Origin of the sequence: Thiomonas intermedia (assembly GCF_002028405.1) — a bacterium.
Lineage (GTDB): Bacteria > Pseudomonadota > Gammaproteobacteria > Burkholderiales > Burkholderiaceae_C > Thiomonas > Thiomonas intermedia.
In genome coordinates this window covers 3,174,491-3,196,050 of record NZ_CP020046.1, presented here as the reverse complement: position 1 = coordinate 3,196,050, position 21,560 = coordinate 3,174,491, and the positions used below count along the sequence as shown (strand labels likewise).

Annotated in this window: 21 protein-coding genes; 15 read left to right on the top strand and 6 right to left on the bottom strand. The window is 65.4% G+C overall.

All coding sequences use genetic code 11. From position 1 onward, the window contains the following. Positions 1 to 116: 116 nt before the first annotated feature. From BVH73_RS14895 to BVH73_RS14885, 3 genes are read left to right on the top strand one after another with little or no spacing between them, the layout of a single operon-like run. The gene (locus BVH73_RS14895; RefSeq protein ID WP_079420010.1) at positions 117 to 1,085 is read left to right on the top strand and encodes a M23 family metallopeptidase; all 969 of its coding nucleotides are present in this window, start codon (positions 117 to 119) and stop codon (positions 1,083 to 1,085) included. A 9-nt stretch (positions 1,086 to 1,094) separates the two neighbouring features. Beyond that, positions 1,095 to 1,577: a bactofilin family protein gene (locus BVH73_RS14890; RefSeq protein WP_079420008.1), complete on the top strand. Its 483-nt coding sequence runs from the start codon at positions 1,095 to 1,097 to the stop codon at positions 1,575 to 1,577. Positions 1,578 to 1,620: 43 nt separating this feature from the next. Continuing rightward, on the top strand, positions 1,621 to 3,426 hold the full coding sequence (locus BVH73_RS14885) for an ABC transporter transmembrane domain-containing protein (RefSeq protein WP_079420006.1): 1,806 nt from the start codon (positions 1,621 to 1,623) through the stop codon (positions 3,424 to 3,426). A gap of 36 nt (positions 3,427 to 3,462) precedes the next feature. Here the strand turns inward: BVH73_RS14885 and BVH73_RS14880 are convergent, their stop codons facing one another. After that, positions 3,463 to 4,083, bottom strand: coding sequence for a LysE family translocator (locus tag BVH73_RS14880; RefSeq protein WP_079420002.1), 621 nt, complete (start codon positions 4,081 to 4,083; stop codon positions 3,463 to 3,465). A gap of 31 nt (positions 4,084 to 4,114) precedes the next feature. Then, positions 4,115 to 5,317, bottom strand: coding sequence for a tryptophan synthase subunit beta (trpB, locus tag BVH73_RS14875; RefSeq protein ID WP_079419999.1), 1,203 nt, complete (start codon positions 5,315 to 5,317; stop codon positions 4,115 to 4,117). Positions 5,318 to 5,428: 111 nt separating this feature from the next. Between trpB and BVH73_RS14870 the strand changes: the two genes are divergently transcribed. The 4 genes from BVH73_RS14870 (at position 5,429) to BVH73_RS14855 (ending at position 8,917) form a co-directional block, all read left to right on the top strand. After that, positions 5,429 to 6,268 (top strand): thymidylate synthase, encoded by an 840-nt coding sequence (locus BVH73_RS14870; RefSeq protein WP_079419996.1) that lies wholly within the window; start codon positions 5,429 to 5,431, stop codon positions 6,266 to 6,268. 166 nt (positions 6,269 to 6,434) lie between these two features. Further along, on the top strand, positions 6,435 to 6,932 hold the full coding sequence (locus BVH73_RS14865; protein WP_079419993.1) for a dihydrofolate reductase: 498 nt from the start codon (positions 6,435 to 6,437) through the stop codon (positions 6,930 to 6,932). A gap of 186 nt (positions 6,933 to 7,118) precedes the next feature. After that, positions 7,119 to 8,426, top strand: a complete 1,308-nt coding sequence (locus tag BVH73_RS14860; protein WP_079419990.1) for an MFS transporter — start codon at positions 7,119 to 7,121, stop codon at positions 8,424 to 8,426. A 44-nt stretch (positions 8,427 to 8,470) separates the two neighbouring features. Beyond that, a complete protein-coding gene (locus BVH73_RS14855; protein ID WP_079419987.1) occupies positions 8,471 to 8,917 on the top strand; it encodes a DUF3617 domain-containing protein in 447 nt (148 codons plus the stop codon). Positions 8,918 to 9,028: 111 nt separating this feature from the next. Here the strand turns inward: BVH73_RS14855 and aceA are convergent, their stop codons facing one another. After that, entirely contained in the window at positions 9,029 to 10,336 is a 1,308-nt protein-coding gene (aceA, locus tag BVH73_RS14850; protein ID WP_079419984.1) for an isocitrate lyase, read from the bottom strand. Positions 10,337 to 10,577: 241 nt separating this feature from the next. On the opposite strand from aceA, the gene BVH73_RS14845 reads away from it, so the two are divergent. From BVH73_RS14845 to BVH73_RS14825, 5 genes are all read left to right on the top strand, one after another. After that, positions 10,578 to 11,192: a chromate transporter gene (locus BVH73_RS14845; RefSeq protein WP_079419981.1), complete on the top strand. Its 615-nt coding sequence runs from the start codon at positions 10,578 to 10,580 to the stop codon at positions 11,190 to 11,192. Beyond that, positions 11,192 to 11,725, top strand: a complete 534-nt coding sequence (locus BVH73_RS14840; RefSeq protein WP_079419979.1) for a chromate transporter — start codon at positions 11,192 to 11,194, stop codon at positions 11,723 to 11,725. The genes BVH73_RS14845 and BVH73_RS14840 overlap by 1 nt, the downstream gene beginning before the upstream one ends. A 17-nt stretch (positions 11,726 to 11,742) precedes the next feature. Further along, the gene (locus tag BVH73_RS14835; RefSeq protein WP_079419977.1) at positions 11,743 to 13,383 is read left to right on the top strand and encodes an NAD(P)H-hydrate dehydratase; all 1,641 of its coding nucleotides are present in this window, start codon (positions 11,743 to 11,745) and stop codon (positions 13,381 to 13,383) included. A 372-nt stretch (positions 13,384 to 13,755) separates the two neighbouring features. Then, positions 13,756 to 15,468, top strand: coding sequence for a 2-isopropylmalate synthase (leuA, locus tag BVH73_RS14830; RefSeq protein WP_079419975.1), 1,713 nt, complete (start codon positions 13,756 to 13,758; stop codon positions 15,466 to 15,468). Between the two features lie 124 nt (positions 15,469 to 15,592). Next, positions 15,593 to 16,543, top strand: coding sequence for an ion transporter (locus BVH73_RS14825; protein WP_079419973.1), 951 nt, complete (start codon positions 15,593 to 15,595; stop codon positions 16,541 to 16,543). Here the strand turns inward: BVH73_RS14825 and BVH73_RS14820 are convergent. From BVH73_RS14820 to wrbA, 3 genes are read right to left on the bottom strand one after another with little or no spacing between them, the layout of a single operon-like run. Then, positions 16,473 to 17,915 (bottom strand): FAD-binding oxidoreductase, encoded by a 1,443-nt coding sequence (locus BVH73_RS14820; RefSeq protein WP_079419970.1) that lies wholly within the window; start codon positions 17,913 to 17,915, stop codon positions 16,473 to 16,475. The genes BVH73_RS14825 and BVH73_RS14820 overlap by 71 nt on opposite strands. Further along, positions 17,902 to 18,291 carry a DUF2069 domain-containing protein gene (locus BVH73_RS14815; RefSeq protein WP_079420695.1) on the bottom strand — a complete coding sequence of 130 codons (390 nt, stop codon included), beginning with the start codon at positions 18,289 to 18,291 and terminating at the stop codon, positions 17,902 to 17,904. Before BVH73_RS14815 ends, BVH73_RS14820 begins: the two co-directional genes overlap by 14 nt. Positions 18,292 to 18,303: 12 nt before the next feature. Beyond that, the gene (gene wrbA / locus BVH73_RS14810; RefSeq protein WP_079419968.1) at positions 18,304 to 18,903 is read right to left on the bottom strand and encodes an NAD(P)H:quinone oxidoreductase; all 600 of its coding nucleotides are present in this window, start codon (positions 18,901 to 18,903) and stop codon (positions 18,304 to 18,306) included. Between the two features lie 17 nt (positions 18,904 to 18,920). Between wrbA and BVH73_RS14805 the strand changes: the two genes are divergently transcribed. From BVH73_RS14805 to BVH73_RS14795, 3 genes are all read left to right on the top strand, one after another. Then, a complete protein-coding gene (locus BVH73_RS14805; RefSeq protein WP_079419965.1) occupies positions 18,921 to 20,186 on the top strand; it encodes a YihY family inner membrane protein in 1,266 nt (421 codons plus the stop codon). Beyond that, positions 20,179 to 20,571 (top strand): sirohydrochlorin chelatase, encoded by a 393-nt coding sequence (locus BVH73_RS14800; RefSeq protein ID WP_079419962.1) that lies wholly within the window; start codon positions 20,179 to 20,181, stop codon positions 20,569 to 20,571. The genes BVH73_RS14805 and BVH73_RS14800 overlap by 8 nt, the downstream gene beginning before the upstream one ends. A 72-nt stretch (positions 20,572 to 20,643) precedes the next feature. Beyond that, positions 20,644 to 21,279 (top strand): ANTAR domain-containing response regulator, encoded by a 636-nt coding sequence (locus BVH73_RS14795; protein WP_079419960.1) that lies wholly within the window; start codon positions 20,644 to 20,646, stop codon positions 21,277 to 21,279. Positions 21,280 to 21,560 lie beyond the last annotated feature (281 nt).

Below are 21,560 nucleotides of genomic sequence, written 5' to 3'. Positions count from 1 at the left end.
CTTCAGAAAGGCGCAAGGGTGTCGTTTCAAGAGGTAACGCCCCACCCGCGTTTGCGGGGGTTCAGCCTCGGCGCTCGATAGAATTCGTCGACGCCTTTCCCGCAGACTTTCCTCCCATGCGACCGTTCCAGCGCCCCGCCCTGCTTGCCGCCCTGCTCGGCAAGCCTGCCCATGCGCGCACCGCGGCGCACTCGCGGCATCTGGAAATTCTCATCACCCGGCCAGGCCATCAGGTTCACCACCTGCGCATCGATCTCGACACCTTGCGACGCGTCGCGCTCTGGGCCGTGGCCGCCGTAGCGCTGTGGCTGGCCATCACGGTCTTCATGGCCTGGGGCCAGATCGCCAGCAGCGGCGATCAGCGACGCGCCCAGCGCCTCGCCGCCCAGGCCGCCGCCACCTGGGAAGACAACGCCCGGCTCCAGGCCGAGAACGGCGCCATGGCCAACACCCTGCTCGCGCTCAAGCAGCGGGTGGACGGCCTGGCCAGCACCCTGCACGGGTTTGTGCAGAAGCGTGCCGAGCAGTTTCCGGTCGAGGCGAAAAGCGGCAGCCAGGGCGGCATCGCAGAGCCGCTGAGCGCGGCGAACGCACCGGCGCTCCTGGGCGAGGAGGCCGATCTGATCACCTCGCGCCTGAATCTGTTGCTGCCCCAGGCGCGTTATCTGGCCTCGCTGGAAGCCGCTCGGCCCATGGGCGAGCCCGTGGCAGGCAACGTCGCCATCACCTCGGATTACGGTCTGCGTCCCAACCCGATGGGGGGCGGCGTGGAATTCCACAACGGTATCGATTTCGGCGTCAACGTGGGCACCGCCGTCCACGCCACGGCCCATGGCGTGGTGGCGAGCGCCGGCTGGAAGGCGGGCTACGGCGATTGCGTGGTCATCGATCATCCTTTCGGCTACCGCAGCCTGTTCGGCCATCTGAGCAAGATCCTGGTCAAGCCTGGCGATGCCGTCACACGCGGACAGATCATCGCGCTGTCGGGCAATACCGGCCGGTCCACCGGCCCGCATCTGCACTACACCCTGTTTTACGGCACCAAGACACTCGACCCCGCCACCTACCTGCTTGCCAACCGCTAGGACGCCACCATGTTCAAACCGAAATCCCCGAAGACTGCCGATGTCTGGTCCAAGGACGCCAGCTCGGCGGGTGCATCAGCCGCCGTCACCCCGTCTGCGCTGACCTATGTCGGCGCGGGCAGCGAGTTGCGCGGCGATCTGCGCGCGGCGGGCAATCTGCGCATCGACGGCGCCATCTTCGGCACCGTGCAGGTCGATGGCGATCTGGAAGTCTCCTCCACCGGCGTCATCGAAGGCGAGCAGGTCAGCGCCGTCAACGTGCTGGTGCACGGACGCATCAAGGCCAAGGTGCATGCCGCCGAGCAGTTGCGCATTCATGGACAGGGCCGGGTCGAGGGCGACGTGACGGCGCAATCGCTCGACATCGAGGCGGGAGCACATTTCATCGGCTACAGCCGTACCGGCGTGGAGCCTCAGGCCGAAGTGCTGCAACTCGATCACGCCGAAAACCCTGGGGCGGAAGATGAAGCCCGGGCCGAGCCCGAGGACTGACTTCGGCCCAGCGCACTCCAGGGCGGCATGCTGTAATGACCGCATGTCTGCCGAATACGCCGCACCCCAAGCCCTTTCCCAAACCGCCACCGACCCGCGGGGCCGCTCGATGCGTTCGCTGAGCGGCCTGCTGCCATTCCTGCGCCCCTACCGCGGGCGAATCGCGGTGGCGCTGCTCTTTCTGCTGCTCGCCGCGGGCAGCACGCTGGCGTTTCCGATGGCCCTGCGCTGGCTGATCGACGCCGGCCTGCTCCACACGCAGGCCAGCCGCGCCAGCCTGGGCTGGCATTTCGCCGGATTGTTCGGCCTGGCCGTAACGCTGGGCGTGTTTTCGGCCGCGCGTTTCTATATGGTGAGCTGGCTGGGCGAACGCATCACCGCCGATGTGCGCAGCGCCGTGTACGCCCATGTGCTGCGCCAGAGCCCGCAGTTCTTCGAACACACGCAGACTGGCGAAGTGCTGTCCCGCCTCACCACCGACACCACCCTGGTGCAGACCGTCGTGGGCACCAGTTTTTCCATGGGCTTGCGCAACGTGGTGGTGCTGATCGGCGGCATGACCATGCTGGTCATCACCAATCCCGGACTGATGCTGGGCGTGGGCGTGGTCATCGCCCTGGTGGTTGCCCCGGCCGTGTTCATCGGCCGCCGCGTGCGTCGCCTCTCGCGCGCCAGCCAGGACCGCATCGCCGACGCCAGCGCACTGGCCTCCGAGGTGCTGGCGGCCATGCCCGTGGTGCAGAGCTATGCGCGCGAAGACGACGAGGCCCGGCGGTTCTCGGGCTCGGCAGAAACCGCCTTCCGCACCGCCATCAGCCGCAACAAGGTGCGCGCGCTGCTCACCGCCTTCATCATCGTCGCCCTGTTCGGCGCCTTGCTCTATGGTTTGTATCTGGGCACTGTGTCGGTCATGGAAGGCCGCATGAGCGCAGGCGTGCTGGGGCAGACGGTGCTCTACATCGGGCTGGTGGCCGGTTCAGCCGCGGCGCTGGCCGAAGTGTTCGGCGATCTGCTGCGGGCCGCCGGGGCCACCGAAAGGCTGATGGAACTGCTGGCCGAGCAGTCGCCGGTACGCAATCCGGCCCACCCGGTCGACCTGCCCCTCGCGCACACCGGCTCTGCCGTAGTGCTCGACAGGGTGCGGTTCTTCTACCCGTCCCGGCCCGACAAACCGGCGCTCGACGATTTTTCGCTGCGCATCGAACCCGGCGAAACCGTGGCGCTGGTCGGCCCCAGCGGCGCCGGCAAGACCACGGTGCTGCAACTGCTGCTGCGGTTCTACGACGTCCAGCAGGGAAGCCTCCGCATCGACGGCGTGGAGGTGCAGCAAGCCGACTTCAAGGCGCTGCGTCGGCGCATCGGCCTGGTGCCGCAGGACGCGGTGATCTTCTCCGCCAGCGCCGCCGACAACATCCGCTACGGCCGCCCCGAGGCCACGGACGCCGAGGTGCAGGCCGCGGCCCGGGCGGCACAGGCCGATGGATTCCTGCGGGAACTGCCCCAGGGCGACGCCACCTATCTGGGCGAACGCGGCGTGCGCCTGAGCGGCGGGCAGCGCCAGCGCATCAGCATCGCCCGCGCCATCTTGAAGAACGCCCCGCTGCTCTTGCTCGATGAGGCCACCAGCGCCCTCGACGCCGCCAGCGAACGCGATGTGCAGGCCGCGCTGGAGCACGCCATGCGCGACCGCACCACCCTGGTCATCGCCCACCGCCTCGCCACGGTGCAGCGCGCCGATCGCATCGTGGTGATGGACAGCGGCCGCATCGTCGACATCGGCACCCACGCCGAACTCATGGCCCGTGAAGGCCTCTACGCCCGCCTGGCGGCGCTGCAGTTCATGCAGTGAGGTGGCCATGGGGCCGGGTGGGTGAGTGCCTGTCCGTCAACGGTCCAGCGCCAGCCGTAGCCCCAGGCCGACCAGAATGGTGCCCATCAGGGCATCGATGGGACGCCGTACCCGCGCGTAGGCCGTGCGCATCCGCGCTGTGGACAGCAGCAGCGCCACCGCGACGAACCAGGAGCACGACACCGACGCCACGATGAGCACAGTCGTGCCATGCACCCAGAGCGGGGCGTGAGCAGGCAGTATGGTCACGAACAGGCTGCCGAAGAACGCAGCCCCTTTTGGATTGGTGATGCCCACCAGGAAGCCCTTGCGCCATGCCGCAGAAAAAGACTTCCGCGCGGCCGGGATGGGCGCGCTTTGCACCGCGGCATGGCGAAGGCCGAGCAGGATGCGCGCGCCGAGGTAAAGCAGATAAAGCGCCCCGGCAAATCGAATGGCCTCATAAAGCCAGGCCAGCTCGGAGACGATGACGCCCAGACCGAACACCGCCAAAATCGCCCAAGCCATGTGCGATGCGGCCACTCCCAGCGCAACCCCAACGCCTGCGCGCTTGCCATGCAGAGCATGCGACGTGACGGCGAGCAGATCCGGCCCTGGGCTGATGCACGCCAGAAGCATGACCCCGGCAATCGTGAAAAGCTGCGGCACATAGGACATGACTGTCTCCTTTCATCCGGCATGAATCGTTTCAGAGTCCCAGCTTTTCCGCCACGAAATCCGCGTCCTTGTCGCCGCGGCCGGAGAGGTTGACGAGAATATCGGCGCCTTGTCCGAGGGCCGCGGCATTCTGCATCGCCCAGGCAACGGCATGGGCCGATTCGAGCGCGGGAATGAGGCCTTCGGTGCGCGACAGGGTCATGAAGGCATCCAGGCAGGCCGCGTCGTCCACCGCGTAGTACTCGGCACGGCCCAGATCCTTGAGATAGGCATGCTGCGGGCCCACGCCGGGGTAGTCGAGCCCGGAGGCGATGGAATACACCGGGTCGGGCTCGCCCTGCTTCACCTCCTGCAGCAGATAGGAATGGAATCCGTGCAGCGTGCCGGGCTTGCCGTAGGTGAGCGTGGCCGCGTGCTTGCCCGTTTCACGGCCCACGCCCGACGGCTCCACCCCCACCAGACGCACGCCCGGATCGGCGATGAAGCCGGCAAACAGGCCCATGGCGTTCGATCCACCGCCCACGCAGGCCGCGACCACGTCGGGCAGCTTGCCCGCCTGTTTCGGGAATTGCTCGCGCGCTTCGCGCCCGACGATGGACTGGAACTCGGCCACCATCATCGGGAAGGGGTGCGGACCCACCACCGAGCCGATGGCGTAGAAGTAGTGCTCGGGGTCGCGCAGGTATTCGTCGAAGGCACTGTCCACCGCGTCCTTGAGCGTCCTGGTGCCGCGATCGACGCTCACCACGTTGGCGCCGAGAATCTTCATCTTGGTGACGTTGGGGTGTTCCTTGGCGACGTCGATCTCGCCCATATGAATTTCGCACGGCAGGCCGACCAGCGCGCAGGCCGTGGCCAGGGCCACGCCGTGCTGCCCGGCGCCGGTTTCCGCCAGTACCTTGGTCTTGCCCATGTGCTTGGCCAGAAGCGCCTCGCCCAGACAGTGATTGATCTTGTGCGCGCCGGTATGGTTGAGGTCTTCACGCTTGAACCAGATGCGCGCCCCGCCGCACTGCGCAGTCAGCCGCTTGGCGAGATAGATGGGGCTGGGACGGCCGACGTAGTGGGTGTAGAGGTCGTCCAGCTCGCTGCGGTAGGCCTTGGTGTCGCGGATGGACAGATAGGCACGGCCAATGTCGTCCATGATGGCCTTGAGGTGCGGCGGCAGATACTGGCCGCCGTAGGGCCCGAAATTTCCGTTGACGTCCGGTTGCAGATCGATGGCTTGCTGCATGAAAGGTCTCCTGAAAGTCGTCGAACGCGTTGCAGGGCGCCGGCCCGGCCGAGCCTCGTCGCCGCCGAACCGATAGTATCCCGGTCCAAGTCGCGCCTTTTGATCAGATTCATGCCTTCCATTTCCACTCCTTACGAAGACCTGATGCGTCACGTCTTCACCCACGGCCAGGACAAGACCGACCGCACGGGCACGGGCACGCGCAGCGTGTTCGGCCACCAGATGCGCTTTGATCTGTCGGCCGGTTTTCCGCTGATCACCACCAAGCGGGTGCATTTCAAGAGCATCGCCTACGAGCTGTTGTGGTTTCTGCGCGGCGAGTCGAACGTGCGCTGGCTGCAGGAGCATGGCGTGACGATCTGGGACGAGTGGGCGCGCGAAGACGGCGAGCTGGGGCCGGTCTACGGCGTGCAATGGCGTTCGTGGCCGGCGCCGACGCCCGCCGATCCGCATCGCGCCATCGACCAGATCAGCGAGGTGCTGCGCCAACTGCGCACCCAGCCGGATTCGCGCCGCATCATCGTCAGCGCCTGGAACGTCGGCCAGATCGCCGACATGGCCCTGCCGCCCTGCCATGCGTTTTTCCAGTTCTACGTCGCCCCGCCGCGCGCGCCGGGAGAGCCGGGGCGTCTGAGCTGCCAGCTGTATCAGCGCAGCGCGGATATTTTTCTCGGCGTGCCGTTCAACATCGCCAGCTATGCGCTGCTCACCCTGATGATCGCGCAGCAGACCGACCTGCTGCCTGGCGATTTCGTGTGGACCGGAGGCGACTGCCATCTCTACAGCAACCATTTCGCCCAGGTGCAGGAGCAACTCAGCCGCGCGCCCTACCCCTATCCGACCCTGTCGTTCGCGCGCAAGCCCGAGAGCCTGTTCGACTACACCTTCGACGATTTCGTGCTGAGCAACTATCAGCACCATCCGGCGATCAAGGCGCCTGTCGCGGTATGAAAAGGGCCCCCACGCTCACTGCGTTCGCTCCCACCTCGCGGCTTGCAAGCCGCTCGGATTCGGCAGGCGTACTCGGGCGAGCAGTCGCCCGAGTATGTCCGGCCTCATCCCCCCGAGGGGGCGCTCGCGCCCTTCGGGCGGCCGGGCGGACGCTCGGTGCTTCGCTATGACCCAACTCATTCTCATCGCCGCCGTGGCGCGCAACGGCATGATCGGCAAGGACGGCGGCATGCCCTGGCATCTGCCGGCCGATCTGCAGCACTTCAAACGTCTGACCTTGGGACATCCCATCCTGATGGGGCGGCGCACCTGGGATTCGCTGGGACGCCCCCTGCCGGGTCGGCGCAATATCGTCGTCAGTCGCCAGCCCGGCTGGCAGGCGGCGGGAGCTGAGCATGCCGAGTCGCTGGAGGCCGCTCTGCAACGGGTGGCTGGTGATGCGCTGGCCTTCGTGATTGGCGGCGCGCAGCTCTATGCCCAGGCGCTGCCCCTGGCCGATGCACTCGAACTCACCGAGATCGACCAGGCTTTCGAGGGCGACACGCGCTTTCCAGACTGGGATCGCAGCCGCTTCGTCGAAACGGCCCGCGAGTCGCACATCGCGCCTGAAGGCTGGGCTTATCACTTCGTCACCTACACCGCCAAGATCGCGCCTTCGCCCTGAATCATGGCCTTTTGCGCCGTTGCGCTCCACGGCGTCTCAATGATCCGGCAAGTCGAAGTTGAGGCTACGGCCACCAAGCCGCGGCCCGGGCGCCGTACCGGCAGGATCTCCTCACTCCGCTTGCATTCTGAAACAAGCCACCCGCCCGCCTTCCGGTAGATTCCTCGCCAACAACGAGGAGACCCCATGCACGCCCAGCCTGCTGCCGCGACACCCAACCGCACATCACACATCGCCGTTGCCAGCTTCATAGGCACGGCCATCGAGTTCTACGACTTCTACGTCTATGCCATCGCCGCCGCGCTGGTCATCGGGCCGGTGTTCTTTCCCAGTTCGTCGCCGACGGCGCAGACGCTGAACGCCTTTGCCACCTTCGGCATCGCGTTCCTCGCGCGGCCAGTCGGCTCCTTCCTGTTCGGTCATTTCGGCGATCGATTCGGGCGTAAATCCACCCTGGTCGCCACGCTGCTGACCATGGGCGCCTGCACCACGCTCATCGGTCTTCTGCCGGGCCATGCCCGCATTGGCGACCTTGCCCCCTGGCTGCTGGTCATTCTGCGCATTGGACAGGGACTGGGGCTGGGCGGTGAATGGGGCGGCGCGGCGCTGCTGGCCACGGAAAATGCGCCCAAACATCGCCGCGGCCTGTTCGGCATGTTTCCGCAGTTGGGCCCCTCCATCGGCTTTCTCGTGGCCAACGGACTGTTCCTGCTGCTGGGCCTGCTGCTGAGCCACGAACAGTTCATGGCCTGGGGCTGGCGCATCCCCTTCCTGGTCAGTGCCGTGCTGGTGCTCATTGGCTTGTATGCGCGCCTTAAACTGACCGAAACGCCTCTGTTCAAAGCCTCCGCCAGCCAGGTCCGGCGCGTCCCGCTGACCGAATTGCTCGCCGGTCATCTCAAGCCGCTGATTCTCGGTTCGCTCTCCATCGTCGTCTGCTACGCCCTGTTCTATATCAGCGCGGTCTTCGTGCTGAGCTATGGCATCGGCACGCTGCATCTGCCCAAACCAACTCTACAGGCCTGGCTGATGATGGCCATTGTGTGCATGGCGCTGGCCACCGTGCTGTCGGCCTGGGCCAGCGATATCCTGGGACGTCGCGCCGTGCTGGTCGCGTCCGCCGTGGCCGCCGTGATCTGGGGCTTTGCCATGGCGCCGCTTCTGGGCTCCGCCACCACCACGGGCGTAGGCATTTTCCTCTGCGGCGCCCTCTTTCTCATGGGCATGACCTATGCGCCTCTGGGCGCGATGCTGCCCGAGATCTTTCCCACGACGGTACGCTACACCGGCTCGGGCGCGGCCTATAACCTCGGCGGCATTCTCGGGGCTTCGCTTGCGCCGTACATGGCCCAGGTTCTGGTCGCACACGGCGGTCTGACCTGGGTGGGCGGGTACATTTCGGTTGCCGCCCTCATCAGCCTGTTGGCCGTATGGGGTCTGGGCGAAACCCGCCATCGCGATCTGGCCCAGATCAAGCCGACTTCTCTTTCCTGATTTTTCCCCATGAACAGCGGGCCCCGCGCCCCGGAGGACTCACGATGCGTTACGCCACTCTCGGATTCATGCTTGTCATTGCCGGATTGAGCTCCGCCGCCAGCGCCAAGGATGCGCCGATGCAGCCTGGGCTGTGGAGCATGGACATCCAGGGCAAGACCCAGATCGCCCCGAATCAATCGGCCCCCATCCAGCGCACGATAAAAATCTGCGTCAAGCCGGGGCAGAAGCCTGAGACTGTGGTGGTGCCCATGGACGGCAAACAGTGCACGCGCGAGCAAAGCCCCGCAGCCGACGGCGGGACTCAGTGGACCTTCCACTGCGATCTGCCGCAGGCCAAGGTCACCCAAACCGGCACCCTGCACTACGGCCCGACGACCTTCGAGTCGCAATGGACCATCGAAAGCGTCACGCCCTCAGGCGCGACGACCCATTCCGACGTGCAGGTGAATGGCAAGCGGCTGGGGAGCGACTGCGGCAATCTGAAGTAATCCGCCGGCGTCCCGCCGCGCCATAAAAAAACCGCCTCGAGACATCTCGAAGCGGTTTCGTCTCCTCGGCGGGTACGGATCGTCGCGATCCGCCCTCCTTCTGCTTGATGTTCAGGCCACCTTGCGGTCGAAGAACTGCTCGTCTTCGGTCGAGCCCTTGAGCGCGGCGGTGGAGGCCTCGTTCTCGATGGTCGTCGTGACCGCATCGAAATAGCCCGTACCGACCTCGCGCTGATGCTTGACCGCAGTGAAGCCCTTGGGTGCCGCGGCGAACTCGGCCTCCTGCAGCTCGACGAAGGCGCTCATCTGGTTGCGGGCGTAGCCATAGGCCAGGTTGAACATGGAGTAGTTCAGCGCATGGAAGCCCGCCAGGGTGATGAACTGGAACTTGTAGCCCATGGCGCCCAATTCCTTCTGGAACTTGGCGATGGTGGCATCGTCGAGGTTCTTCTTCCAGTTGAAGGACGGCGAGCAGTTGTAGGCCAGCATCTTGCCGGGGAACTTGGCATGAATGGCTTCGGCGAAGGCCTTGGCATAGGCCAGATCGGGCTTGCCGGTTTCGCACCACACCAGATCGGCGTAGGGCGCATAGGCCAGACCGCGGGAGATCGCCTGGTCCAGGCCGGGCTTGGTGCGATAGAACCCCTCGACCGTACGCTCGCCGGTACAGAAGGGCTTGTCGTTGTCGTCGACATCGGAGGTGATCAGGTCGGCAGCCTCGGCGTCGGTGCGCGCCACCAGCACGGTAGGCACGCCCATGACGTCGGCCGCCAGACGGGCTGCGACGAGCTTGGCCACGGCTTCGCGCGTCGGCACCAGCACCTTGCCGCCCATGTGGCCGCATTTCTTCACCGAGGCCAGCTGGTCTTCGAAGTGCACGCCGGCCGCTCCGGCCTCGATCATGGCTTTCATCAGCTCGAAGGCGTTGAGCACGCCGCCGAAACCGGCTTCGGCATCCGCCACGATGGGGGCGAAATAGTCGATGAAGCCCTCGTCCCCGGGCTGCTTGCCTTCCATCCACTGGATCTGGTCAGCGCGGGTGAGGGTGTTGTTGATGCGCTTGACCACGCTGGGCACCGAGTTGGCCGGGTACAGCGACTGGTCGGGGTACATTTCGCCAGCCAGGTTGGCGTCGCCCGCGACCTGCCAGCCCGACAGGTAGATGGCCTGCAGGCCGGCCTTGACCTGCTGCATGGCCTGGTTGCCGGTCAAGGCGCCCAGGGCATTGACGAACGGCATGTCGTGCATCTGCTTCCACAGGCGATCCGCGCCACGGCTGGCCAGCGTATGCTCGACCATCACCGAGCCGCGCAGGCGCACCACTTCTTCCGCGCCATAGCCACGCTTGATGCCTTTCCAACGCGCGTTCTGCGACCACTGCTGCTCCAACTGCGCCACTTGCTGTTTGCGATCTGCCATCTGTTTCTCCGGTGAATGAAAAATCGATGCCTCAGCGTAGTTGACTTTTGCGGCGCAGCATAGTCTTATGTCTTATATAAGATATAATTTTATCTTGTTATATTTCAACAACTTGGTCATATTTTTTTGCAATGCGGAATATTTTTTTGCTCCATGAAAGCGGGTTGGCCTGCATTGCAGCAGGTTTTTTCATATCCCGAATTTGCAATTCCATATTGTGAAAATCAACAGGAAGGGACTCATGCTTTCCATGCCGCGCCGCCCGCGATCGCAAGACGAGCGCATCGAACGTAGCGGTCCCTCCGTGCCGCCCCAGCAGACCCCGCGCCACCTCGCCGAATTGTTCTGGGTGTTCAACCACCTCACGCTGCTGGGCGTGGGCGGTGTGCTGCCTTTTGCGCAGCGCATTCTGGTGGAAGACAAGCGCTGGCTGCGCACCGAGCAGTTCGTCGAGATGCTCAGCCTGGGTCAGGTCCTTCCCGGACCGAACCTGATCAATCTCGCCCTGATGGTCGGCCAGCATTTCTTCGGCTGGCGCGGTGCGGCCGTGGCTCTGGCGGGCATGCTCGCCGCGCCGCTGGTGCTGATCTTTCTCGTCGCCATGGCGTACGCGCAATACGCCAGCACTCCCGCGGTGGTCCATGCCTTGCAGGGCATGTCGGCGGTGGTGGCCGGCATGGTGATTGCCATGGCGATCAAGCTCTTCCCGGCCATCCGCCACGACCTGACCAATTGGGGCTGGGCCGGATTGGCGTTCGCCGGTGTGGGCCTGTTGCGCCTCGACCTGCTGTGGGTGCTGATCGCGCTCGGCCCGATCGCCGTGGCCTTGGCCTGGTGGCGCCTTCGGAGAGCGTGATGCACTCACTCGCCTCGGGGCTGGCCCTCTTCGGCCACTTTCTGCTGTGGTCCCTGCTGTCGGTCGGCGGCGCCATTGGACTGCTGCCCGACATGCACCGCTATCTGGTCGTGGAACAGCATTGGTTGACCGACGCGGCCTTCACGTCGGCACTGGCGCTGGGTCAGGCGTCGCCCGGCCCCAACATGATTCTGTTCTCAGCCTTGCTGGGCTGGCAGGTCCTGGGCCTGCCAGGCGCGCTGCTGGCCACGATCGGGCTGATTCTGCCGTCGTCGCTCATCACGGTGGCGTACTTCCGTTACAGCCGCATCCACAAGGATCGTCACTGGGTGCGTGCCATGCATGACGGCATGGCGCCGATCACCGTCGGCCTGCTGCTGTCCTCGGGCTGGCTTCTGGCGCGACAGGAAGCGAGCAGTTGGCAGCGTATGGTGCTGATCGTGCTGACCGTCGTCCTGGTCGTGCGCACGCGGATCAACCCGCTGTGGCTGCTCCTCGCCGGCGCGGGCCTGGGACTGGCCGGCGTCATCTGAAGCTCTGGAGATCAGCCATGCTCGCACGCATCGGAAGTCTGCATGCCGCGCCGGTCTACGGCGTGGACGCACTGCGGCGGATCGAAACCGCAGCCGCCCTGGACCTGCCGCCGCACAGCCTCATGCAGCGCGCCGGTGCTGCCGTTGCGCGGCTGACGCAAGCCGTGTTTCCGCATGCGCGCCGCATCGTGGTGCTCGCTGGCGCGGGCAACAACGGCGGCGATGGCCTCGTGGCAGCGGCACTGTTGCAGCGGGCCGGACGGGACGTGAGCATTCTCGCCTGTGGCGGCGACACGTTGAACGACTGGGCCTCGCGCCTGCCGACAGATGCCGCGTGGGCCTGGACACAGGCGCAGGCCGCACAAGTCCGCTGCGCCGTCGCCGATCAAGGCGACCTTCCCACGGCCGATCTCTATCTCGATGCCCTGCTGGGCATCGGTCTGCGCGGAGGGGTGCGGGCGCAGACGATTCACCTCATTCATAGCCTCAACGCCCGGCATGACGCCGCGGTGCTCAGCGTGGATCTGCCCTCCGGCATCGATGCGCAAACCGGCGTCGCCCAAGAAGCCTGCGTGCGTGCAAACACCACCCTCAGCCTGCTCGGCCTCAAGCCGGGGCTGTGCACCGGCCCGGCAGCCCACCTCTGCGGCGATCTGTGGCTGGACGACCTCGACGTTCACCCTGCAGCCGAAGGGTCGCTACCGGCGCCCGATGCCACCTGGCTCGGCGCCGATCTGATCCGCCCCCTGCTGCCCGATCTCGCGCGGGCCGCCCACAAGGGCAAACGCGGCGACGTACGGGTGATTGGCGGCGCAACAGGCATGGCGGGCGCAGCCCTGCTCGCCGCTCGCGCCGCCGCACATCTCGGCGCGGGAAGGGTCTTCGTCGGCCTGCTCGACGCTCACGCACCCACGGTGGACCAGCAAGCGCCCGAGCTGATGCTGCGCTCCGCAGCCGCGCTGCTCGACGCCTCTGGAGACCGAGCCTGCCTCCTGATCGGACCCGGTGCTGGCATCGACGACCCGGCCCGCGCCTGCCTGGCCCGGACACTGGCGTCCTCCAACCCCCTTGTCCTCGACGCGGATGCGCTCAATCTCCTGGCCATGCCCGATCCGTCGCTGGACTTGCAGGGCCTGTTGCGGCAGCGCCGGGCCATCACCGTGCTGACGCCGCACCCGCTGGAGGCCGCCAGGCTGCTCGGCGCCACGGTTCAGGCGGTCGAATCGGACCGCCTGCGCGCCGCGCGTGATCTGGCTGCGCGATTCGCCTGCTGGATCGTGCTCAAAGGTCGCGGCACCATCATCGCCTCGCCACAACGAGACGTCTGGATCAATGCTACGGGCAACGGCCTGCTGGCCACAGCGGGAAGTGGCGATGTGCTGGCAGGCAGCGCGGCCGCCCTGATCGCGGCCACCGGTCAGGCTTCGTCCGTGCTTGCCGCAGTCTGGTTGCACGGGCAGGCCGCCGATCAATACGCCGCGCAGCGCGGGCCCTGTGGACTGACAGCAGCACAGCTTCCCAGGTGGATGGCCGCAAGCTGGGCCGATCTGGCGGCAGCCCCTGAGAGCCGAACCCGTTCCAGTCCCAACCCGATCGGCGACGGGCAAACGCCTCCTCCGAAAACCCTTCGCGTTGACGCGCAGACCGATTTTTGCTAACTTGCGCTCATGCTTTCCCTCATGTCGTGCTCCGCTTTCAAACCTCAGCTTGCGCCTTCTTCTGGCGCCGAGGCGAGCGTGTATGCCGAGCAAGCCAGCGGGGTTGCCCGTGATGGGCTGCTACGGGGTTGCCTACGACTGGCCTTGCCCAGCGAACCCGTGCGCGACTGAACCAACGTCTTCCCCAAATACCCAAGCGCCCGCGGCTTCGCCACCGGGCGCTTTTTCATATGCGCTTTGTCATGACACCTTTTTGCCCCGTTCCGAAACGACTACCCATCGGTGGATGGGCCATGCACCTGCGACAGCCCACCCGCCCCGTCGTCGCGAGCCCTTTGCGCTGAACAAACCCCTTCGTTCCTGGAGATCCTCATGTTGAAGCAACCGCACACCAAATACCGCGCCTTCCCGCCCATTGATCTGAAAAACCGCACCTGGCCCGATCGGGTGATCACCCATCCGCCCATCTGGATGAGCACCGATCTGCGCGATGGCAATCAGGCGCTTTTCGAGCCCATGGACGCGCAGCGCAAGATGCGCATGTTCAAGATGCTCTGCGCCGTCGGCGTCAAACAGATCGAAGTGGCGTTTCCCTCGGCCTCGCAGACCGATTTCGACTTCGTGCGTGAGCTGATCGAAGGCGGCCACATTCCCGACGACGTGACCATCGAAGTGCTGACCCAGGCGCGCGAAGACCTCATCCGCCGCACCTTCGACTCGCTGCGCGGCGCCAAGAAGGCCATCGTGCACGTCTACAACGCGACGGCGCCCAACTTCCGCCGCATCGTTTTCAACGTCGATGAGGCCGGCTGCACCCAGATCGCCGTGAACGCCGCCAGGCTCATCAAGCAGATCGCCGCCGAGCGCCCTGAAACCCAGTGGACCTTCCAGTACAGCCCCGAAGTGTTCAGCGGCACCGAGCTTCCTTTCGCCGTCTCGGTCTGCAATGCGGTGACCGAAGTCTGGCAGCCCACCCCCGAGAACAAGATCATCTTCAACCTGCCGGCCACGGTGGAGATGAGCACCCCCAACATCTACGCCGACCAGATCGAGTGGATGCACCGCCACCTCGACAGGCGTGACAGCATCATCCTGTCGCTGCATCCGCACAACGATCGGGGCTGCGCCGTCGCCGCCGCCGAGCTGGGCGTGATGGCCGGTGCCGACCGCGTGGAAGGCTGCCTCTTCGGCAACGGCGAGCGCACCGGCAACGTCGATCTGGTCACGCTGGCGCTCAATCTCTATTCGCAGGGGGTGCACCCCGGTCTCGACTTCTCGAACATCAACGCCGTGGCGCGCACCGTGGAGGAATGCACCCAGCTGCCCGTGCATCCCCGCCATCCCTACGCGGGCGATCTGGTCTTCACGGCCTTTTCAGGCTCTCACCAGGACGCGATCAAGAAGGGGCTGGCCGCGCAGCGCCACGATGCCCTGTGGGAAGTGCCGTACCTGCCCGTCGATCCGGCCGATCTCGGTCGCGCCTACGACTCGGTCATCCGTGTCAACAGCCAGTCCGGCAAAGGGGGCATCGCCTATCTGCTCGAAGCCACCTATGGGCTGGTCATGCCGCGAAGGCTGCAGGTCGAATTCAGCGGTGTGGTGCAAAAACACACCGACGCCACCGGCGCCGAGGTGACCGCGCAGCAGCTCTGGCAAATGTTCAGTGAAGAGTACGTCCAGAGCGCGCAACCTCTGCATCTGCACAGCTACCACCTCAGCGACCATGGCGAACGCCAGGGCATCCGCCTCGAGCTGGATGTCGACGGCAAGCGACTGAGCCTCACCGGCGAGGGCAACGGCCCCATCGATGCCGCCATTCACGCGCTGCGCCTGCCTGTGGCGGTGCACAGCTACGAGGAACGGGCCCTGGGCCTGGGCGCCGATGCCAAGGCCTCGGCCATCGTCGAAATGGCCATTGAAGGGCTCGCGACCAGCACCTATGGCGTCGGCCTGGATGCGAACATCGTGACCGCCTCGGTGCGCGCCCTCGTTTCCGGCGCGAACCGTCTGCTGCAACGTCTGCCCGACGAGGCCGCCCGGCAGCACGTGCAGGCGATGCAAGCGCCCTTGCGGGCCGTGGCCTGATCGGCACAGGCCTGCGCATCGAGCCATGAACCGCCCTTCAAGGGCGGTTTTTTCTTGCGGCAATGCAGGCCTTGCAGATCGTCCTCTTTCTAGAATCGCCTCGTTGTCTTTCCTCAGAACCGCCATGCAGAACCGTCAGTCCAGTACCCAGCTCGCTCCACGCTCCGAGGAGGGCTGGCGCGGCTATTGGTATCGGGTGATGTATTTCCATGATGCGAGGGATGAAAAACTGTTCGATCTGGTGCTGATCGGCTTCATTCTGCTCAGCGTGCTGATTACCGTGCTCGACTCGGTGCAGTCCGTACATGCCCGCGCGCATGGCGCCCTATACGTCCTGGAATGGATTTTCACGCTGGCCTTCACGGTGGAATACGTGCTTCGGCTGTCGGTAGTACAAAACCCCTGGCGCTATGCGCGCAGCTTCTTCGGCATCATCGATCTGCTGTCGTTCCTGCCGGCGTACCTGGAATTGCTGTTTCTCGGCTCGGGCCATCTCACGGTCATCCGCACCTTCCGGGTGCTGCGGATATTCCGCATCCTCAAGCTGATGGAATACACCAGCGCCTCCAACCAGATGCTGGACGCGCTTTCTCGCGCCAAGAACAAGATCTTCGTGTTCGTACTGAGCGTGCTCACCCTGACCACCATCTTCGGCTCGATCATGTATCTGGTCGAAGGGCCGCAGAACGGCTTCACCAGCATTCCCCGCGGCATCTACTGGGCCATCGTCACCATGGCCACGGTCGGCTTCGGCGACATCACGCCCAAGACGGCCCTCGGACAGATCATCACCTCGGGCATCATCATCGTCGGCTACGGCATCATCGCCGTGCCTACGGGCATCTACTCTGCCGAGTTGATCAATTCGTACCGAAACCAGCGCCGCCTTGAAGAGCATCGTGAGGCCCTGGCCGAGGACCACACAAGTTGCGTGCGCTGCGGTCTGGTCGGGCACACGGCCGATGCCCGCTACTGCCGCCGTTGCGGCGAAGCGCTTCCCCGCGTCAGTGCGGCGGAGCCTCCGAAAGCAGTTTGCCCGGATTCATCAGATCGCGTGGATCGAGCGCCTGTTTGATGGCCCGCATCTGCACCAGGGCCACCGGGTGTCCATAGCGCAGCAGATCATCGCGCTTGAGTTGGCCGACCCCATGCTCGGCCGAAAACGTCCCGCCGCACGCCACGGCCGCATCGTGCACGATGCGGTTGCACAGCGCATGGTGATCGGCGAGAAAACGGGCCGCATCCGCACCCTGGGGCGCCTGGACGTTGTAGTGGAGATTGCCATCGCCCAGATGGCCGAAGACGACCAGACGCGCCCCGGGCAGCGCCTGTGTCACCAGTTCGGCGGTGGATTCGACAAAGGCGACCATGCGCGACATGGGCACACCGATGTCATGTTTGATGTTCAAGCCTTCCTGCGCCTGCGCCAGCGGAATCGATTCGCGCAAATGCCAGAGTGCCCGGCTTTGCGCCAGGTTTTGCGCCACCGTGGCCGTGACGATCTGGCCCGCGTCCAACGCGGCCTCCAGCATGGCTTCCAGACGCGCCCTGCCCTGCGGCTCGCCTTCGGCTTCACTCGACTCCAGCAGCACGCACCAGGCACTCGGCAGTTCAAAGGGCAAGGACAACTGCGGAAAATGATGCTGCACCAGCTGCAGGCTATGCGCGCTCATCAGCTCGAAGCCCGTCAGGCCGCATCCGAGCCGGCTCTGCGCCCGCCTGAGCAGCGCAATCGCAGCAGCCACATCGTGCACCGCCACCAGGGCGGTGATCTGCGCCGCCGGCTGGGGGAACAACTTGAGCGTTGCGGCCGTGATGATGCCCAAAGTGCCTTCTGCACCGACGTAGAGATCGCGCAGGCTGTAGCCCACATTGTTCTTGCGCAGCAGGTTGAGCGCATCGAGCACTTCGCCCTGCGCCGTAACGACTTCGAGACCGAGGCACAGATCACGGGCATTGCCGTAGCGCAGCACCGCGGTGCCGCCGGCGTTGGTCGAGAGGTTGCCGCCAATGGTGCAACTGCCTTCCGCGGCCAGTGAAAGCGGGAACAGCAAGCCCTCGGCCTCGGCCGCCTGCTGCACCTCCGCCAGCACGCACCCGGCCTCCGCAATGAGCACACCGCCAGCGGCGTCGATGGCCCGAATGCGGTTGAGACGCCGCGTGCTCAGAACGATCTGCTCGCCACGGCCGTTCGGTGTGGCGCCGCCGACGAGTCCCGTATTGCCGCCTTGCGGCACCACGCCAACGCCGTGCAGCGCGCAGAGCTGCACCACCGCAGCAACCTGCGCCGCATCGCCAGGCAGCACCACCGCCAGCGCCTGCCCGGTATAGCGTTTGCGCCAATCGGTCAGGTACGGGGCCACATCCTGCGGCTGATGCAGCACGTGCGCAGGCCCCAGAATGGCGCGCAGGGCCTCCAGAAAACGGCGACGCTCATCGCTCAGCATGACGCGCCGCCCCCGCACGCAGAAAGCCAGCAACGCAGACAAACAGCAACAAGGCAAGCAGGAGCTCGATCCAGCCCAGCCCGCGCGACGCAGCGTTGGGATCGGTCAAGGCGCGTGTAATGCCCTCGGCCGCATAAAACCACAGCAGCAGACTCAGCCAGCGAAACGTCGCCGCGCGCCCGCGCAACACACCGGGTACGGCGGGCAGAAGGGGCAGCACCTTGAGCACCAGCAACGATCCTCCAGGATGAAGAGGTGCCACCCACATCTCCCAGACCAGACCCAGCAGGATGAGCGCCAGCAGGCAGAACACCGCGCCGCGATGCCAGACATGCTGCCAGAACACAGCAGATGACGAAGGACGGGAACCGTTCATGGTGCGCCAGACTCAATCCGCGGCGAGCTTGAGGGCCGCACGAGCAAGTCGCTGCCCGAGCGCGGTCGCAAGACGCTTTTCCTCCTCGCTGACCGGCAGGCTGCCATCAGGGGCGGCATGATGACTCGCGCCATAAGGCGTGCCGCCGCTGCGCGTCGTCATCAGATCGGTCTGACCCGCAAAGGGCAGGCCGACGATCAGCATGCCGTGATGCAGCAGCGGCAGCATCATCGACAGCAAAGTGCTTTCCTGCCCGCCATGCAGCGTACCCGTGGAGGTGAACACCGACGCCGGCTTGCCTGCCAGCGCGCCAGAGAGCCAAAGGGCCGATGTCTGATCGAGGAAATATTTGAGCGGCGCAGCCATATTGCCAAACCGTGTGGGCGAGCCCAGCGCCAGACCCGCGCATTCCTCCAGATCGCGCAGTTCCACATAAGGTGGGCCGTCATCGGGAATGACCGGCTGGCTTTGCTCCACCACCGTGCTAACCCTGGGCACCGTGCGCACCCTCGGTAGCGCACCGGGCACCTGCGCCACACCTTGCGCGATGCACTCAGCCAGAGTGCGGGTACCGCCGTGTACGCTGTAATAGAGAACCAAGACGTCTTTCATACCGCTATCGTATTGCCATGCCCCGCCTTCGCCCCTCCGAGACCCTGATCGCCAGCCTGCGCACCCTGGCCAGGCGGTTTGCGCAGGACAACCTGGCGCAGACAGCCGGCAGCCTCACTTTCACCACCCTGATCTCCCTGGTGCCGCTGCTCACCGTCATGCTGGCGGTGTTCACCGCGTTTCCGGCGTTCGACAAAATGCAGGGACAAATTCAGGCGCATCTGGCACAGTCGATGCTGCCCGAGGGCCTCTCCGACAGGGTCTATCGCTATCTGAGTGACTTTGCCTCCAAGGCCAAAAGTCTGGGCGTGGTCAGCGTGGCCTTTCTCATCGTCACGGCGACGTCGATGATGCTCACCGTCGACCGGGCGCTCAACGCCATCTGGCGCACGTCCAGGCCGCGCCCGCTGGCGCAGCGCGTCCTGCTTTACTGGGCTGGCTTCACGCTCGGCCCGCTCGTGCTCGGTGCCAGCCTGGGCCTGATGAGCTATGTCGCCGGTGCCCACCGCGGGCTGCTGCACCAGTTGCCCGGCGGTGCCAGCGTCGTACTCAGCGTGGCCTCGTGGGCGGTCATGGCCATCGCGCTGGCGGCGCTGTTCCGGTTCATCCCCAACACCGATGTGCGCTGGCGCGATGCGCTGATCGGCGGTTTCATGGCCGCGCTGGCGTTCAGCCTGACCGGAAAAGGGCTGGCCTGGTACTTCTCCAGCGTGACCACCTATACCGCCGTCTACGGCACCTTCGCCACCCTGCCGCTGCTGCTGCTGTGGATCTACTTCAGCTGGATTGCCGTGCTGGTGGGCGCCATGATTGCCGCCTACCTTCCCTCGCTGCGCGTACGCGCCATCCGGCTCGACGGCTATGCGGGCGCCGAATTTCTCAGCGCCGTGGGCGTGCTCAAGCTGCTGCATGGCGCTCGACAGGCGCCCGATTGCGGCGTACCCGCGGCCGAGCTTTCGCGCCGCCTGCGCATCGATCCGCTGCAGTTGCAGGAACTGCTTACCGTACTGGAGCATCTGGGCTGGGCGGGCAAAGCGGCGGCCCCACGACCCCGAAGCCCCTCGCGCTGGGCGCTGCTCTGCGATCCGCTGACCACCCCACTCGGGCCGCTGATCGACGCCCTGCTGCTCGACAAGCAACAGGCCACCCTCACCTCCGCCCTGCTTGGTCACATGCTCAGCGACGAAGAACGCGACTGGAGCCTGGCGCAATTGCTGGGCGATACGCTCGCCTATACAACGTCCGTCCCGGCCACACCCCGCACGGAATCGCACGATGAATAAGCCCCCGCCGGTCCTGCTCCTTCTACTGGCCCACGGCTCGCGGCAGCCCGAGTGGGCGCGGCCTTTCGAGGCAGTTCGAGACCAGGTGCAGCAGGCTCACCCCGAGTTGACCGTTCGACTCGCCTTCCTGGAATTCATGCAGCCCTCGCTGCGTCAAACCTTGCTGGATGCTGGCGAGCATGGATACTCGCAGGTGCAGATCGCCCCCCTGTTTCTCGGCTCGGGTGGCCACCTTCAGCGCGATATACCGCAGATGGCGCAAGCGGTGCAGGCGCACTATCCAGATCTCAACATCGATGTTGCCGCCGCAGCGGGAGAGCAAGCGGAAGTGATCGAGGCGCTGGCCCGCTTCGCCGCGCGGGTCGTGACCCGCACGGCCGATTGAGGTGAATCCAGTATTCCTCTCGCTCGGACGGCTGATTGGGGCTCAGGGCATGGAATTTGCACCTTTCCCGCCATGTCCAACCTCGCCCGCACCCTGACCGTTGCCGTCATCTCGCCCGATCCCGCCCTGGCATCAGGCGAGGATTCGGAAAGTCATCAACGACAGGCCGAACGCTGCGCGCTGCTCGAGAAGGCCATGCTGGAGGCAGGGTACAAGGTCGTGGCCATTCTGCCGGCCAGCCTGGACCTGGACGAGCGCATTGCTTCGCTCAAGCCCGATCTCATCATTGTGGACGCCGAGTCCGGGGTGCGCGATCTGCTCGAACACGTCGTTCTGGCCTCGCGCGATACCCAGCGGCCCATCGTGCTGTTCACCGATGAAGACGACACTGAAACCGCGCAACTCGCCATCACTGCCGGTGTGAGCGCGTATATCGTCGACGGCCTCAAGCCCAGCCGCGTCAAGCCCGTGATCGAAGTCGCACTGGCGCGGTTCGAGCGCGAGCAACATCTCCGGGCTGAACTGGACGCGGCCCGCACCCAACTCGCCGAGCGCAAAGTGCTGGAGCGGGCCAAGGGCATCGTGATGCAGCGCCAGAACTGCAGTGAAGAAGAGGCCTTCAGCCGCATGCGCAAACTGGCCATGGAGAAAGGACTGAAGCTCAGCGACGTGGCCCAGCGCATCCTCGACACCGTCGGGCTGATTTGAGAGGGTGCGAACCCATCCGCCACGACCGTGCAGTGCGCCATGCGGGTGCAATCCCGCACCAGCCTGGCGCACTCGCGACGCGTGTTGCACCACGCCTTCTCCGCCCTGAAGTCATACACCCCAGGGTTTTCCTCTGAGCCCTACTGTCGAACAGGCTGGCACGTCGTTTGCTTTGAACAAGGCGTAGATCAACGGCGGTCTATGTGAAACCACTGACCGGGAGTCTCCCCCGGATCAGCTCGGCAATGATGCCTTCGTGTGCCTCGCCTCGTGCGACGTGC

Excerpts from the sequence above, each read along its gene's own strand:
- BVH73_RS14895 (WP_079420010.1), top strand. The coding sequence starts at position 117 with ATGCGACCGTTCCAGCGCCCCGCCCTGCTTGCCGCCCTGCTCGGCAAG.
- BVH73_RS14890 (WP_079420008.1), top strand. The coding sequence starts at position 1,095 with ATGTTCAAACCGAAATCCCCGAAGACTGCCGATGTCTGGTCCAAGGAC.
- BVH73_RS14885 (WP_079420006.1), top strand. The coding sequence starts at position 1,621 with ATGTCTGCCGAATACGCCGCACCCCAAGCCCTTTCCCAAACCGCCACC.
- BVH73_RS14880 (WP_079420002.1), bottom strand. The coding sequence starts at position 4,083 with ATGTCCTATGTGCCGCAGCTTTTCACGATTGCCGGGGTCATGCTTCTG.
- trpB (WP_079419999.1), bottom strand. The coding sequence starts at position 5,317 with ATGCAGCAAGCCATCGATCTGCAACCGGACGTCAACGGAAATTTCGGG.
- BVH73_RS14870 (WP_079419996.1), top strand. The coding sequence starts at position 5,429 with ATGCCTTCCATTTCCACTCCTTACGAAGACCTGATGCGTCACGTCTTC.
- BVH73_RS14865 (WP_079419993.1), top strand. The coding sequence starts at position 6,435 with ATGACCCAACTCATTCTCATCGCCGCCGTGGCGCGCAACGGCATGATC.
- BVH73_RS14860 (WP_079419990.1), top strand. The coding sequence starts at position 7,119 with ATGCACGCCCAGCCTGCTGCCGCGACACCCAACCGCACATCACACATC.
- BVH73_RS14855 (WP_079419987.1), top strand. The coding sequence starts at position 8,471 with ATGCGTTACGCCACTCTCGGATTCATGCTTGTCATTGCCGGATTGAGC.
- aceA (WP_079419984.1), bottom strand. The coding sequence starts at position 10,336 with ATGGCAGATCGCAAACAGCAAGTGGCGCAGTTGGAGCAGCAGTGGTCG.
- BVH73_RS14845 (WP_079419981.1), top strand. The coding sequence starts at position 10,578 with ATGCTTTCCATGCCGCGCCGCCCGCGATCGCAAGACGAGCGCATCGAA.
- BVH73_RS14840 (WP_079419979.1), top strand. The coding sequence starts at position 11,192 with ATGCACTCACTCGCCTCGGGGCTGGCCCTCTTCGGCCACTTTCTGCTG.
- BVH73_RS14835 (WP_079419977.1), top strand. The coding sequence starts at position 11,743 with ATGCTCGCACGCATCGGAAGTCTGCATGCCGCGCCGGTCTACGGCGTG.
- leuA (WP_079419975.1), top strand. The coding sequence starts at position 13,756 with ATGTTGAAGCAACCGCACACCAAATACCGCGCCTTCCCGCCCATTGAT.
- BVH73_RS14825 (WP_079419973.1), top strand. The coding sequence starts at position 15,593 with ATGCAGAACCGTCAGTCCAGTACCCAGCTCGCTCCACGCTCCGAGGAG.
- BVH73_RS14820 (WP_079419970.1), bottom strand. The coding sequence starts at position 17,915 with ATGCTGAGCGATGAGCGTCGCCGTTTTCTGGAGGCCCTGCGCGCCATT.
- BVH73_RS14815 (WP_079420695.1), bottom strand. The coding sequence starts at position 18,291 with ATGAACGGTTCCCGTCCTTCGTCATCTGCTGTGTTCTGGCAGCATGTC.
- wrbA (WP_079419968.1), bottom strand. The coding sequence starts at position 18,903 with ATGAAAGACGTCTTGGTTCTCTATTACAGCGTACACGGCGGTACCCGC.
- BVH73_RS14805 (WP_079419965.1), top strand. The coding sequence starts at position 18,921 with ATGCCCCGCCTTCGCCCCTCCGAGACCCTGATCGCCAGCCTGCGCACC.
- BVH73_RS14800 (WP_079419962.1), top strand. The coding sequence starts at position 20,179 with ATGAATAAGCCCCCGCCGGTCCTGCTCCTTCTACTGGCCCACGGCTCG.
- BVH73_RS14795 (WP_079419960.1), top strand. The coding sequence starts at position 20,644 with ATGTCCAACCTCGCCCGCACCCTGACCGTTGCCGTCATCTCGCCCGAT.